Origin of the sequence: Mesorhizobium sp. B4-1-4 (genome assembly GCF_006439395.2) — a bacterium.
Taxonomy (GTDB): Bacteria; Pseudomonadota; Alphaproteobacteria; order Rhizobiales; family Rhizobiaceae; genus Mesorhizobium.
This window is the reverse complement of record NZ_CP083950.1, coordinates 698329-712085: the sequence shown is the minus strand read 5'-3', so window position 1 is coordinate 712085 and position 13757 is coordinate 698329. Positions and strand designations below refer to the sequence as shown.

The 13757-nt window shown below is 63.2% G+C and carries 12 protein-coding genes; 10 read left to right on the top strand and 2 right to left on the bottom strand.

Features of this window, described 5'->3' with window-relative positions:
- Positions 1-232 precede the first annotated feature (232 nt).
- The 4 genes from FJW03_RS03130 to FJW03_RS03115 all read left to right on the top strand — a co-directional run bounded on the left by FJW03_RS03130 (position 233) and on the right by FJW03_RS03115 (position 4226).
- Entirely contained in the window at positions 233-1168 is a 936-nt protein-coding gene (locus FJW03_RS03130; RefSeq protein ID WP_140607295.1) for a substrate-binding domain-containing protein, read from the top strand.
- A 117-nt stretch (positions 1169-1285) separates the two neighbouring features.
- Complete coding sequence (locus FJW03_RS03125) at positions 1286-2272, top strand: ABC transporter permease (protein WP_140760685.1); 987 nt, start codon at positions 1286-1288, stop codon at positions 2270-2272.
- Positions 2273-2275: 3 nt separating this feature from the next.
- Positions 2276-3067, top strand: a complete 792-nt coding sequence (locus FJW03_RS03120; RefSeq protein WP_140760682.1) for an ATP-binding cassette domain-containing protein — start codon at positions 2276-2278, stop codon at positions 3065-3067.
- A gap of 136 nt (positions 3068-3203) precedes the next feature.
- The gene (locus tag FJW03_RS03115) at positions 3204-4226 is read left to right on the top strand and encodes a LacI family DNA-binding transcriptional regulator (protein ID WP_140760680.1); all 1023 of its coding nucleotides are present in this window, start codon (positions 3204-3206) and stop codon (positions 4224-4226) included.
- Between the two features lie 310 nt (positions 4227-4536).
- Here FJW03_RS03115 and FJW03_RS03110 read toward each other — a convergent pair whose 3' ends face one another.
- Complete coding sequence (locus FJW03_RS03110; RefSeq protein ID WP_140747516.1) at positions 4537-5127, bottom strand: TetR/AcrR family transcriptional regulator; 591 nt, start codon at positions 5125-5127, stop codon at positions 4537-4539.
- A 123-nt stretch (positions 5128-5250) separates the two neighbouring features.
- Between FJW03_RS03110 and FJW03_RS03105 the strand changes: the two genes are divergently transcribed.
- The 3 genes from FJW03_RS03105 to FJW03_RS03095 are packed head-to-tail and all read left to right on the top strand — an operon-like array spanning position 5251 to position 9962.
- Positions 5251-5622 (top strand): hypothetical protein, encoded by a 372-nt coding sequence (locus FJW03_RS03105; protein ID WP_226890571.1) that lies wholly within the window; start codon positions 5251-5253, stop codon positions 5620-5622.
- Positions 5616-8792: an efflux RND transporter permease subunit gene (locus FJW03_RS03100; RefSeq protein WP_140760678.1), complete on the top strand. Its 3177-nt coding sequence runs from the start codon at positions 5616-5618 to the stop codon at positions 8790-8792. Before FJW03_RS03105 ends, FJW03_RS03100 begins: the two co-directional genes overlap by 7 nt.
- Positions 8793-8807: 15 nt before the next feature.
- Positions 8808-9962 carry an efflux RND transporter periplasmic adaptor subunit gene (locus tag FJW03_RS03095; RefSeq protein ID WP_140760676.1) on the top strand — a complete coding sequence of 385 codons (1155 nt, stop codon included), beginning with the start codon at positions 8808-8810 and terminating at the stop codon, positions 9960-9962.
- A gap of 44 nt (positions 9963-10006) precedes the next feature.
- On the opposite strand, the gene FJW03_RS03090 is transcribed toward FJW03_RS03095, so the two are convergent.
- Positions 10007-10915: a LysR substrate-binding domain-containing protein gene (locus tag FJW03_RS03090; protein WP_140760674.1), complete on the bottom strand. Its 909-nt coding sequence runs from the start codon at positions 10913-10915 to the stop codon at positions 10007-10009.
- Between the two features lie 100 nt (positions 10916-11015).
- Between FJW03_RS03090 and FJW03_RS03085 the strand changes: the two genes are divergently transcribed.
- The 3 genes from FJW03_RS03085 (at position 11016) to FJW03_RS03075 (ending at position 13757) form a co-directional block, all read left to right on the top strand.
- Positions 11016-11804, top strand: coding sequence for a 2OG-Fe(II) oxygenase (locus FJW03_RS03085; RefSeq protein WP_140760671.1), 789 nt, complete (start codon positions 11016-11018; stop codon positions 11802-11804).
- 119 nt (positions 11805-11923) lie between these two features.
- Entirely contained in the window at positions 11924-12616 is a 693-nt protein-coding gene (locus FJW03_RS03080; RefSeq protein WP_140760669.1) for a GntR family transcriptional regulator, read from the top strand.
- Positions 12617-12650: 34 nt separating this feature from the next.
- The gene (locus tag FJW03_RS03075) at positions 12651-13757 is read left to right on the top strand and encodes a mandelate racemase/muconate lactonizing enzyme family protein (RefSeq protein WP_140760667.1); all 1107 of its coding nucleotides are present in this window, start codon (positions 12651-12653) and stop codon (positions 13755-13757) included.

Here is a 13757-nt window from a genome sequence, read left to right as displayed (position 1 = left end):
CTCCGCTAAGGCCAAGCCGATCACCGACTGCCGCTGAAAACTCACCCCAACTGATGCAATCTGATGGGTCCGTTGATGGCGCTGCGTCAGGCGCCAACTACATCTGCAGATGGAGGCTTGCCATCCGCCGAAAAAGAGAATGCTCTTGGGCATCCGAGCGGCGCTGGCAAAAGACGCAATCCGGCTGAAGCCGGAACAAGGGACGGATCATCTTCAACCGGGAGGAAATCAAATGCTGACAAGACTAAGACTTGTGCTCTACGGCCTGCTGGTCGCGCTGACGGTCCTACCGGCAGCCGCCCAGGCCAAGACGTTCTACTGGATTTCACATGGCGGCCCGGCCGATCCGGTCTGGACCTACTTCCTGGCCGGCGCCAAGCAATGGGCCAAGGACACCGGCAACACTGTCAACACCTCGTTCCACAATGGCGATGTCGCCTCCCAGCAGGAAGCGGTTCGCGCCGCGATCTCGGCCAAGGCCGACGGCATCGTCACCACCAGCCCCGATCCGGGCAGCCTCGTCGAAATCGTCAAGGAAGCCCGTACCGCCAACATCCCGATCATCAACTTCAACACGCCCGATCCCAAGGCCAATTTCAATGCCTATGTCGGCGGCGACAACGTCACCTTCGGCAAGCATTGGGCGCAGTATCTGGTCGACAAGGGCCTGGTGAAGAAGGGCGACTTCGTCTGGATGCCGGTCGAGATCCCCGGCGCCACCTACGGCGTCCAGGAGGAAGAAGGCATCAAGAGCGTCTTCGGCCCACTCGGCGTCACCTATGAAGTCACCGAGGCGACACTCGACCAGGCCGAGGTGATCAACCGCATGGTCGACTACCTCACCGCCCACAAGGGCAAGGTGAAGGCCATCATCGGCCTCGGCGATCTCGTCACCGGCTCGATCAAGCGGGTCTTCGACCAGGTCGGCATCAAGCCCGGCGAAATCCCGGTCGTGGGCTGGGGCAATTCGCTCGACACCACGCAGGAAGTGCTGAACGGCTACGTCAATGCCGGCCAGTGGCAAGATCCGCAGGCGACCAGCTATGTCGCGCTGTCGCTGGCCAACATGGCCGCCAGCGGCATTCCTCCAGGCTTCAACGTCATCACCGGCGCGCTCTACGAAAAGGACACCGCCGGCGTCTACGACAAGATCCTGTCCGGCAAATAACCGCGATCCTGGCGCCGCACCGTTCTGGCACGCGGCGCCAGACATCTTCCTGCGCCGCGACAGGGCCGCCGATGCGGTGGCGGTCGCGGCCCGCTCCAACCATGTCGCGGGTTCCCTGTGGAAAATCATTCGCTCATCCAACGCCTGATCGCGCGGCCGGAATTCGGACCCTTCGTCCTGCTGGTCGTCGAAATCGCCGTTTTCTGGAGCATCAACCCCGATTTCCTGTCGCCGCAGAACATCTCCAACACGCTGGCCTTCACCGTCGAACTCGGCCTGATCGCGCTGGCGATGACATTGCTGATGACGTCAGGCGAATTCGACCTGTCCGTCGGATCGCTGTTCGGCTTCTCGCCGGTGCTGATGTGGACGCTGTTCAACGGCGGCGTGACCTCGCTGGAGATGGGCTTCGTCGTCGCGCTGGTGGTCGCCGCCCTGATCGGGCTGGTCAATGGCTGGTTCGTCACACAGCTCAAGATCCCGTCCTTCCTGGTGACGCTCGGCATGCTTTTGGTGGTGCGCGGCAGCGCCCTTTTTATCACCGACGGCTTTCCGCAGCGGACCTGGAGCGCCGAGGGCAGCTGGCTGGCGGAAGCGCTGGTCGGCGACTTCTTCATCGGCCCGTTCCGCATCTATATGTCGCTGTTCTGGTTCATCGCCGCGGCAATCGCGCTTGGCTATGTGCTGACGCAAAGCCGGACCGGCAACTGGATCCAGGCGGCGGGCGGCAATCCCAACGCGGCGCGCGCTCGCGGCGTCAATGTCAACCGCGTCAAGGTCGGCCTGTTCATCCTGTCGTCGGTCATGGCCTCGCTTGCCGGTGTTATCTCCTCGCTGCGCACCTCCGCCGCCAATCCCAACAGCGGCACCGGCTATGAACTCGAGGTGATCGCCATGGTGGTTATCGGCGGCACGGCGCTGACCGGCGGGCGCGGCACCATCATCGGCACGGTGCTCGGCATCCTGATCCTGCGCGTGATGCGCAACGGCATCGTGCTGATCGGTGTACCCGGCCTTGCCTACAACATCTTCATCGGCGCGATCATCCTTGGCATGATGGCACTCCACTCATGGCTGGAACGCCGGCATCAGGCAGGGACTTGAACCATGGCTGAACCGCTCATCCGCATGCAGAACATTCGCAAGTCCTACGGCCGCGTGCAGGCGCTGGTGGATGCCAATTTTCATGTCAACGAACGAGAGATCGTCGGTCTGCTCGGCGACAACGGCGCCGGCAAGTCGACGCTGATCAAGGTTCTGTCGGGCGCGGTGCCGCTGACCAGCGGCGACATTTTCATACGCGGCAAGAAGGTGAACTTGCGTAGCACCAGCGACGCGATCGCCAACGGCATCGAGACCATCTACCAGGACTCCGCACTGGTCACGCAACTGTCGATCGCCCGCAACCTGTTCCTGGGACGCGAACCGATCAGGCCGCCGCGCTTCCTCAACCGCATGGACCAGGAGGCAATGAACACGGTCGCCCGCGACCTGCTCAAGCAGGTCGGCATTTCGAAGAACATTCCACCGACGACGCCGATCGGCTCGCTCTCCGGCGGCGAGCGGCAAGCGGTGGCGATCGCGCGCGCCATGCATTTCGACAGCGATCTCATCATCCTCGACGAGCCGACCAACAACCTTGGCGTGGCCGAAACACAGGGCGTGCTGAGTTTCGTGCGCAACGCACGCGATTCCGGTCATTCCTGCATCTTCATCGCGCACAACATCCACCATGTCTTCCAGGTGGTCGACCGCATCGTCGTCATGCGCCGGGGCAAGGTGGTCGCCGACGACATCGATCCGAAGAAGACCAGTGTCGCGGAAGTCGAACGGATCATCACCGGCATGTCGGACAAGGAAATCCGGGACGCCATCGCCGACGGCAAACCGGCGCACTGAGGACGGGCGGAAGCCGTCCTGTCGAAACCGTCGAATGCGAATGGGATGATGGTGGGCAATCATCCGTTGCTCAGATCGCATCGCTTCTCACATCACCCATATGGCGCGCCAACGCGTCGACGCATAGGGTTGCGGCATGAAGGCCACCGTCTCCGATATCGCCAGGAACTGCGGGCTCTCGACGGCGACGGTCGACAGGGTGCTCAACAATCGGCCCGGCGTGAGCGCCGCCAACAGGCAGCGCGTCATGGAGGCCGCCAAGCAGCTTGGCTATTTGCCGGTCGCCGATCAGGTGACGCTGCCCTCCAAGCCCGCAAACCTCGAATTCTTCCTGCCGATCGGCAGCAACGCCTTCATGCAGGATCTGGCAAGGCACATCGAGGACTATGCGTCGCGCCTGCCGCTGGTCGCGTCCTGCCGGATCCACAACCTCGCCGGCATCTCGCCGAACGCATTGCAGACAGCCGTGGAAAACCTGTCGCTGAAGGCCAATGGCGTCGGTGTCATCGCCATCGACCATCCACGAACCCGCAACATCCTGGGCGACATCGTCGAAGCCGGCATCCGCCTGGTGACGCTGGTGTCGGATATTCCGGCCGCCCCGCGCTCGGCCTATGTCGGCATCGACAACCGGGTGGCGGGGCGAACCGCGGCACTGTTGATGGGGCGTTTCCTCGGCGGCCGCGAAGGTCAGCTGGCGATGGTCGTCGGCTCACGCTCCTATCGTGGGCATGAAGAACGCGAAATGGGTTTCCGCTCGGTGCTTGGCGAGGAGTTTCCCAACCTGACCATCAGCAGCGCCGTCGAGATCAATGACGAGCCGGATGCCAGCTACGCCGAGACCATGAAGGCGCTGCGCAACGAACCGGAACTGCTCGGCATCTATTGCGTCGGGGCTGGACGCTCCGGTGTCGCGAAAGCCATCCGGGAGGCGCGGCCCAATCGCAAGCCGGTGTTCATCTGCCACGACCTGACCAAGGAGACGCGCGGCTACCTCGTCGACGACCTTGTCGACGTCGTCATCGACCAGAATGCGAGGCTGATCGCAGAACAATCGGTCATCCGCCTGCTCGGCTCCATTGCGTCATCGGCACCCTATCTGACCCGGAAATTTATCGAGCCGCGGCTGATCTTCAGGGAAAACGTGCCGGTGCAGTGAGGTCGCACCCGAATATCACGGGGCGACACGGCAAATCCGCACAGCTGCTATGCACTATTCGTGATTGCCGAATCATTGGGCAATTCGTAGCTTCTGGTTGTCGGCCATCTACTCCTCCCAGATGCGATGCCGGCGCTGAATGGGGTGCACCTCCTCCCGCACCACATTCGAAATCGAGCCCGCTGCCACCTCCTCCCGGCAGCGGGCTTTTTTCGTTCAGCCGGCGGGTAGTGCGTCAGCAGCCGGCCAACAAAGGCGTCAGGCATCGCCCGCTGATGCGGTGGGGAATGACCGATAGCCGCGACGAATTTCAGCCGGCCGCAGCGCCCCGGAAGGAAACGATCAGTCCTTCAGCCATGCGCACGAATTGCGTGCTGGGGCCTTCAGTGCCCACGGTCTGCACGCTGACACGCGCGCCCTCGAAAAGCAGCGACAGCGTATCGGCGAGAAGCTCGGCCTGACCGATGCCGGCATCGCGGCAGAGTCCGACAAGGCGTTCGCGCTGGGCTTCCTTGAGTTCCTTGATCACGCGCCTTGCCGGATGGTCCGGCTCGGTCAGCTCAGCGGCGGCATTGGCCATGTCGCAGCCACGGCCGTCGGTATTGAGCATGGCGGCCGCCTTGGAAACCCAGGCGTGAAGCTGCGCGAGCTTGTCGCCCGGATGCTCCGCTTCGAATGTTTCCCACATCGCGCCGGCCTTGGCCGCATTGGCGCGCAGGCACTCGACGATGAGATCGTCCTTGGATTCGAAGTGACGATAGAGCGTCATCTTGTTCGTGCCGGCGGCTTCGGTGATGGCGTCGACGCCGACGCCCTTGATGCCGTGCTTGTGGAACATGTCGCGTGCCGTCTCCAGGATCCGATCCCGGGGACGAGAGCGCTCCACGACGCCGTCTGTCATCATGATCTCCTTTCGTTTCCAAAAAACCCTCGGCCACCTCTTGACTAGGGTGTTACCGGTCTGTAACTTCCAGAATGTTACTTACTGGTAACACCTATATCGTCCGCCGTCAATAACAAGGTCGTGACCTGGTCCTACCAGATCGAGAGAGACGAAAAGATTGCCAATCATGCGGCCTCGGCCGGTGAAGAGATGAAAAACGGTTCGCGAGCATGGGCTGCGAATCGACAGACAAGGAGCCGGCCAATGTCACAGCGCCGCGATCTTACCATAGATGAAGCCGTCCGGGATCCGATGATCCGGCTGGTCATGAAAGCCGATGGCGTCGACCCGCGCGCCCTCGAAACGATGCTGCGGTCGCTCGCCGATGCGCAGAACCGCGACGAACCGCTGCTCCGCACGCGGAATGACACCGGGCGCCGCCAGCGGCTGTCCACCGTTGCCCGTGCATTCGGCAGGGCAAGAACAGCAGGCGAGGCGTGTGTGTCGTGGTAAATTTCTTCATCCACCGTCCGATCTTCGCCTCGGCGATCGCCATCATCATGGTGCTCGCCGGGACGATTTGTTATTTCCTGCTGCCGGTCTCGCAGTTTCCCGACATCACGCCGCCCCAGGTCGTGGTCAGCGCCCATTATCCTGGCGCCAGCGCGCAAGTGGTCGCCGATACGGTGACGACGCCGCTGGAGCAGCAGATCAACGGCGTGCAAGGCATGACCTACATGTCGTCGACGAGTTCCAATGACGGCTCCTCGACCATCACCATCACCTTCGATGTCGGTTATTCCTTGAGCACCGCCGCCGTCGACGTCCAGAACCGCGTCTCGCAGGCGGCTTCGTCGCTGCCGGCGATCGTCAACCAGGGCGGCGTGACGATCAAGAAGCAGAACCCGAACTTCGTGCTGATCGTCAACCTCACCTCGCCCGACAATTCCGTCGATCCGGTGGCGCTTTCGAATCTCGCCTATCTGCAGGTTGTCGATCCGCTGAAGCGCTTGCCCGGCGTCGGCGACGTGCAGATCTTCGGCGAGCGGCGCTATTCAATGCGAGTCTGGCTCGATCCGGACAAGCTCGCCAATCTCGGCATCACCGCAGTCGACGTGCAGAACGCCATTTCCGAGCAGAACGTGCAGGTGGCGGCCGGCAAGATCGGCCAGTCGCCCGCCCCGGCCGGCACCGCCTTCGAGATGCAGGTCAACGCGGTCGGCCGCCTGAGCGACCCGAAGGAATTCGGCGACATCGTCGTGCGCGCCAACACGACCAGCGGTTCGCTGGTGAGGCTACGCGACGTCGCACGCATCGAACTCGGCGCGCTGCAATACTCGTCCTCGGCCTTCTTCGGCAAGGACCCGACGGTGGTGCTCGCCGTCTACCAGATGCCCGGTTCCAACGCGCTCGACCTTCAGCAGCGCGTCAAGGACAAGATGCAGGAACTGTCGACCCGGTTCCCGAAGGGCGTTTCCTACGCCATGCACTACGACACGACGCGCTTCGTCTCGGCGTCGATGCATGACGTGCTGATCACGCTCGGCGAAGCGCTGGTGCTGGTCGTCGCGGTGGTGTTCGTCTTCCTGCAAAGCTGGCGCACGACCATCATCCCGACCATCGCCATTCCGGTGTCGCTGGTGGCGACGCTCGTCGTCATGGAGATGCTGGGCTTCTCTCTCAACATGCTCTCCCTGCTCGGCATGGTGCTGGCGATCGGCCTTGTCGTCGATGATGCCATCGTGGTGGTCGAGAATGTCGAGCGACAGCTCGAGGCCGGACTGAGACCACTGGCGGCAACGAAGGCCGCCATGGCCGAAGTCACCGGGCCGATCATCGCCACCACCGCCGTGCTGATGGCGGTGTTCATACCCGTCGCCTTCATTCCCGGCGTTTCGGGGCGGCTCTACAATCAGTTCGCTTTAACGGTGGCGATCTCGGTCGGCATTTCCGCCTTCAATTCGCTGACACTGAGCCCGGCGCTCAGTGCCGCCTTCCTGCGCCATCGCCATGGCACGCAGTTCGTGCTGTTCCGCTGGTTCAACACCGGCTTCGACAGGCTGTCGCATGCCTATGCCCACGGCGTTCGCATCCTCGTCCGCTTGCGCTGGATCATGCTCGGCCTGTTCGCGGCCGGGCTGGTCGCGACCTATTTCGTCTGGCAGCGCCTGCCCTCGACCTTCCTTCCGGTCGAGGACCAGGGCTACTTCTTCGTCGTCATCCAGCTGCCGGACGGCGCCTCGCTGGAACGCACCGACGCGGTGGCGCAGAAGGCACGCGACATCCTGCAGGCAACGCCCGGCGTCGACATTGTCGGCTCGATCAGCGGCCTGAACTTCTTGACCAGTGCCGCGCAGTCGAATTCGGCTGTCGAATTCGCCATCCTGAAGCCATGGGAGGAGCGCGGCCCCGACCAGAGCGCCTCGAAACTCGTCGCCGACGTGCGCATGAAGCTGCTGCAGATACCGGAAGCCTTCGCGCTCTCCTTCGATCCGCCGTCCATTCCCGGCATCGGCACGACCGGCGGTTTCGAATTCGTCGTGGAGGACCTCACCGGCCGCGGCAGCAATGCGCTTAACGACGCAACGCAGGCCGTGATCGCCGAGGCGCGCAAGCAGCCCGAGATCAATCCGCAGCAGCTGTTCTCGCCGTTCTCGACCTCGACGCCGCAGTTCAACTACGACCTCGATCGAGCCAAGGCGAAGCTGCTCGGCCTCAACCTGCCCGACGTCTTCAACACGCTGCAGATCTATCTCGGCTCGCTTTACGTGAACGACTTCAACCTGTTTGGCCGCACCTTCCGGGTGACCATCCAGGCCGACAAGGATGCTCGCGCGGGTGCGGCAGACATTTCGCGGCTCTATGTGCGCAATGCTTCCGGCGGCATGGTGCCGCTCAGCACGCTGGGCAAGTTGGTTCCGTTCGTCGGTCCGGAAACCGTGCCGCATTATAACAACAACGCCTCGGCCACGATCAATGGCGGCGCCGCGCCCGGCTTCTCGTCCGGTCAAGCTGTCGCTGCCATGGAACGCGCGGCGGCCACCGCACTGCCCAGGGATTTCGGCTTCGAATGGACCGGCATCACCTTCCAGGAACTCAAGGCAGGATCGATTGCGTCCGTCGTCTTCGGGCTCGCCATCGTCTTCGTCTTCCTGATCCTGGCGGCTCAATATGAGAGCTGGGCGATGCCGTTCATGGTGCTGCTGGCGGTGCCGCTCGCTCTGTTCGGCGCGTTCGCCGCACTTTGGGCGCGCGGCATGCAGATCGACGTCTATTCGCAGATCGGCTTCGTCATGCTGATCGGCCTGGCGGCCAAGAACGCGATCCTGATCGTCGAGTTCGCAAGACGGCGGCGCGAGGAAGGCTTGAGCATCGTCGAGGCGGCCATGGAAGCCGCGCGGCTCAGGTTGCGGCCGATCCTGATGACCGCCTTCGCCTTCATCCTTGGCGTGCTGCCGCTGATGTTCGCCACGGGTGCGGGCGCGGCAAGCCGTCAGTCGATCGGCACCACCGTGTTTGGCGGCATGGTCGCCGCGACCATCCTGTCGCTGGTGTTCGTGCCGGTCTTCTACGCGGTCATCGAACAATTCCGCGAACGCCGTGGCGGTGATGAGCCTGCTGCCACGCACACTGAACCAACCGCCGAACCCGCCTTCCCTCCCCTGGCGCAAGCGGCCGAATAAGATTGGAGACTGACCATGCGTAAATGGAAAATAGCGTTGGGAACGGCTGTCGCGCTGGGCGCCATCTCGGTGGCGAGCGTCCACCTGCTCGACATGGGTAACCTCAGGCTGAGCGCCGGCACTGCTGGAGCGGCGACGCCGGCCGCGGCAGCCTTTGTCATGCCGGTGCCGGTGGCGAGCGTCGTCAAGAAGACGATCCCGATCTATCTCGACTACGCCGCCCGCATCGAACCGATCCGCAGCATCACCTTGCAGGCCAGAGTGCCGGGCTATCTGCAGGAACAGACGGCGCAAGACGGCGCCGATGTGCGGCAGGGCGATCTGCTCTACAAGATCTCGCCCGACGACTTCCAGGCCGCGCTCGACCAGGCGAAAGCCCAGGTGCAGCGCGACACGGCGACGCTCGACTATGCGCGGTCCAACCTCGGCCGCGGCTCCGAACTGGCCAAGAGCGGTTATCTGGCCAAGGACAGCTTCGACCAGCGCACCAGCACCTTGCGCGAGGCGCAGGCGTCGCTGGCGCTCAACCAGGCGGCCGTGCGCACGGCCGAGCTCAATCTGAGCTACTCGGAAATCCATGCGCCGTTCACCGGACGCCTGGGCCGCAACCAGGCCTCCGTCGGAACGCTGGTCAGCGTCGCCGGCACGGTGCTGAACACGCTGGTGCAGCTCGACCCGATCTACGTTACCTTCAATCCGAGCGAGACGGACCTTGCGCAGATCGAGGAAGCCCGGGCATCGGGGCCGATCGAAGTCGAAGTCTTGCTGCCCGGTACCACGGAAGCCAGCCAGAAAGGGCAGCTGACCTTCATCGACAACACCGTCGACCACTCGACCGGCACGATCACGGCCCGCGCCACAATCGGCAATGCGAAGTTCACCTTGCTGCCGGGCCAATATGTGCGCGTGCGGCTGCACGTCAAACAGCAGCCCGATGCGCTGATGGTGCCTCAGGTCGCGCTCGGCTCGAGCCAGCTCGGCAAATATCTCTATGTCGTCGGCAAGGGCAACACGGTCGACCAGCGGCTGGTTTCGCTCGGACCGACCAGTGGCGACCAGATCGCCATTTTGAGCGGCGTCGCCGAAGGCGACCAGGTGATCACGGGCAATCTGCAGAAGATCGGACCCGGAATGCCGATCTCGCCACTGCCACAGAAACCGGCTACCTGACTCCCCCGCAGGCCCGGTTTTCGCGCGGCGTCCTCGACCTTTTCTCAGGTCGTGGGCGCCGTTTTCACGAGCAGGCCGACAAGAGCGGCCACGTCGGCGCGGTCGGCCTTGGCTGGCGGCATGAAGGCGCAATAGGGATGACCGAGGCGCACCGAGACCGATGACAGCGCGATCAGGCGCCCTGCCTCCAGATCGGCCTGCGCCATCACCCGCTGGCCGAGGGCAATACCCAAGCCGAGCCTCGCCGAGGCGATCGCCAGGCTGGACAGGCCGACGCGACGGCCATGCGACGGGTCTGGCGAGCGGTTGCCGCCGGATGCCGCGAACCAATCCGCCCAGGTCGGGTGCGAGGCATAGTTCGGACCCCAATTGGTGTGGATGAACAGGCTCTCATGCAGATCCGACAGACCTCTGTCGCCATTGCCATGCCGGTGCCAGAACCCTGGGGCGCAGACCGGCAGCACATCGTCATGGACAAGGCGGACCATCCGCAGGCCGGGATAGTGGTAGTCGCCATAGGAGATCCGCAGATCGACACCCTGGCGCGTCAGGTCGACCGGATCGTCTTCCGCCCGCACGTCGCTCGCCATGTGCGGGAAGGCTTCAAGAAGTGCTGCCAGCCTCGGCGCCAACCACAGCTCGGCCAGCGAGTACGGCACGCTGACCACAAGCCGTGTCCTCAAGCCGCCTTCCAGCATGCGCTGGCCGATGGCGGCAATGTCGCCCAGCGCACGCGCGGTCTGCGGATAGATGGCATGGCCGGCATCGGTTAGCGTGATGCGGTTGCCGGTGCGCACGAACAATTGCTTGCCGAACCAGGTTTCGAGGTTGCGTATCTGCTGGCTGACCGCCGCCGAGGACACGCCAAGCTCACTCGCCGCCAGAGTGAAACTGCCAACGCGGGCAGCGACCTCGAAGGCCCTGATCGCATTCAGCGGCGGCAGGCGCTCCATGCAGCCTCCATAAGTTTTTCTTGGCCATTCCTAATAATTTTCCGCGTTGAGGGAAAGAATTTTTTGCCCTCTTCTGTGCCCAACCTATGGAGCACGCGACATGAAAGACATTCTCGATCTCGACCGTTATCCGCTCGACCGCGAAGGCAGCCCCGAATGGAACCGTCTTGTCGAACAGTCCATCGCAGCGCTCGAAGCCGATGGCATGTTCAATCTCGAAGGTCTCTTGAGGCCCGGCGTTGCCGAAAAGGCGGTGCGGGAAATCAAGCCGGTGATGGACACGCAATCCCACGTCCACAAGCGCATGCACAACATCTATTTCAAACCCGATATCCCCGAACTCGCGCCCGATCATCCCGCGCTGCGCAAGGTCGAAACCATCAGCCACACCGTCTGCGCCGACCAGATACCCGGCAGCACGGTGATGGCGATTTACGAGTATGAGCCGCTGGTGCGGTTCCTGGCCGCAACGATGGGCAAGGAGAGGCTGCATGTCATGCAGGATCCGCTGGCCCGCGCCAATGTCATGGCCTATCGCGCCGGTGAGGCGTTGAACTGGCATTTCGACCGCTCGGAATTCACCACGACGCTGCTGTTGCAGCAGGCGCAACGCGGCGGCGACCTCGAATACCGCACTGATCTCAGATCGGATGACAACCCGAACTTCGAGGGTGTCGCGCGGCTGCTCGAAGGGCGTGACCCTGACACCAAGATCCTGCGCATGAAGCCGGGCACGCTCAATGTCTTCCGCGGCAAGAACACCGCGCACCGCGTCACCACCGTCGAAGGCGAACGCGAACGCATGATCGCGGTGTTCTCCTATTATGAAAAGCCGGGGGTGATGTTCAGTGACGAGGAACGGGTCGGCTTCTATGGCCGGGCAGCCTGAGCCGCCCCAGACCGCATTCGGGTCGGACTATGGGCAAGAATGAAAAATCTCAGAAAGAGACTTGTTGGATTGTCGACAATCTGATTGTCTAGCCTTCTGTTCTCGCTGGAGTGGGCCGAATGGTGAAGACGGAGTTCAGCCCGATTGTCGACACGACGCGCCGGGCCGAAATCGTGGCTCTGCTGCGGCGTGCCATCCTGACCGGCCAATTGGAACCCGGCCAGAAGCTCAACGAGCTCCGTATTTCCGAACAGATGCGGGTCAGCCGCGCGCCGTTGCGCGAGGCGATACGCGAACTGGTGCAGGAAGGCATCCTGACCAGCATTCCCTATGCCGGCACCTTCGTCATCGACGTCAACGCCAAGGACATCGACGATGCCTATTCACTCAACAAGGTGCTGGACGAGTTCGCCATTGAGCGGACCTGGAAGCTGCGTGACCAGCGCTTTTTCGATGAGCTCGACCGGCGTCACGAGGCGGTCAAGCAGGCAACGCGCGACCGCGACACCACAAGGCAGATCGAAACCGCGCTGCAGCTGCACGGCCTGATCCACGAATGGGCCGACAATTCGGTGCTCCTGGAGACATGGCAGCGGCTGACCAGCCGGCTGCAGATGTATTTCGCCCTGCACCAGCAGGCACGCAAGGAAGCCGTGCCGGCCGAGGATGTCCATGAGACCTATGTGCGGCTGCTCAAGGGCGACGACATGCGCGCCGCCCAGCGTCACGCCCGCGAGCACATCGACCTCGATTTCGAAGAGCTTCTTGCCTATGCGCGCGGCCTCGAAGCGCGCACGCCAAAAGGCGCCTGATCATCTCTCCTCATCGCTGAGAACGGACACCAAAGTGCAGATCGAAACCATCAAAGCCTATCATGTCGTGCAGCCCTTCGTTGACGGCCCCTACCGCATGTCCAAGGGACGCGTCGCCGATGCTTTCGACGCGGTGATTGTCGCCGTCACCTCGGACAGCGGTTTGACCGGATGGGGGGAGATGGCGCCGCTCGGCAATTTCTACTCGGCGGCGTTTCCAGCGGGGACACGCGCGGGCGTGCCGGAAATCGGGCCGCACCTTATCGGCCAGGATCCGCGTGGGCTGGCCAGCATCGGCCGGCTGATGGACACTGTGTTCAAGGGCCATCCCTACATTAAGTCGCCGCTCGACATGGCCTGCTGGGATCTCGCGGCACGCGCCGCCGACGTGCCGCTGGTCACGCTGCTCGGCGGCAAGGAGAGCGACACGGCCGAACTCTACAAAGTCGTCACCCATGGCACGGTCGATCAAATGGCGGCGCTGGCCGAGCGGATCGTCAAGGACGGCTTCCACCGGCTGCAGGTCAAGGTCGGCGGCAATGTCCGCGACGATATCGAGCGTGTTACCGCGGTCGCTGGCTCGGTGCCGAAAGGCACTGTGATCTTCTGCGACGCCAATGCCGGCTGGACGCCCTATCAGGCGCGCCAGTTCGCCGACGCGACGCGCGCAATCGACTACACGTTCGAGCAGCCCTGCACGACGATCGACGAGAACATGTCGGTGCGCCGCATGCTCGACAAGCCGATGGTGCTCGACGAATCCGTCACCTCGCTGGAGGAGATGCTGGAAATCCATCGCCAGGGCGCCGCCGACGGATTGACGCTGAAGATTTCGCGGCTCGGCGGCATCACCAAGACCCGGTTGATCCGCGACGTTGCCGTCGACCTCGGCTTCATGATCACGGTCGAGGACACTGGCGGCGCCGAGATCGATACAGCGGCGATGGCGCACCTGTCGCTGTCGACGCCGGAGGAGCGGCGGCTGCATGCCATCGCCTTCCACGAATGGGTGACGGTGCGCACCGCATCGAACATGCCGCCGGTGATCGGCAGCCGCATGGGCATTCCGGACGGGCCCGGCCTCGGCATCGACGTCGTTCCCGACCTGCTCGGCAAACCCTTCTTCGAGATCGGCCGCTGA

Bases quoted from the DNA above. Each gene is read 5' to 3' on its own strand.
- FJW03_RS03080 (WP_140760669.1), top strand. From the start codon at position 11,924: ATGGTGAAGACGGAGTTCAGCCCGATTGTCGACACGACGCGCCGGGCC.
- FJW03_RS03095 (WP_140760676.1), top strand. From the start codon at position 8,808: ATGCGTAAATGGAAAATAGCGTTGGGAACGGCTGTCGCGCTGGGCGCC.
- FJW03_RS03110 (WP_140747516.1), bottom strand. From the start codon at position 5,127: ATGACAGACGGCGTCGTGGAGCGCTCTCGTCCCCGGGATCGGATCCTG.
- FJW03_RS03130 (WP_140607295.1), top strand. From the start codon at position 233: ATGCTGACAAGACTAAGACTTGTGCTCTACGGCCTGCTGGTCGCGCTG.
- FJW03_RS03085 (WP_140760671.1), top strand. From the start codon at position 11,016: ATGAAAGACATTCTCGATCTCGACCGTTATCCGCTCGACCGCGAAGGC.
- FJW03_RS03090 (WP_140760674.1), bottom strand. From the start codon at position 10,915: ATGGAGCGCCTGCCGCCGCTGAATGCGATCAGGGCCTTCGAGGTCGCT.
- FJW03_RS03120 (WP_140760682.1), top strand. From the start codon at position 2,276: ATGGCTGAACCGCTCATCCGCATGCAGAACATTCGCAAGTCCTACGGC.
- FJW03_RS03115 (WP_140760680.1), top strand. From the start codon at position 3,204: ATGAAGGCCACCGTCTCCGATATCGCCAGGAACTGCGGGCTCTCGACG.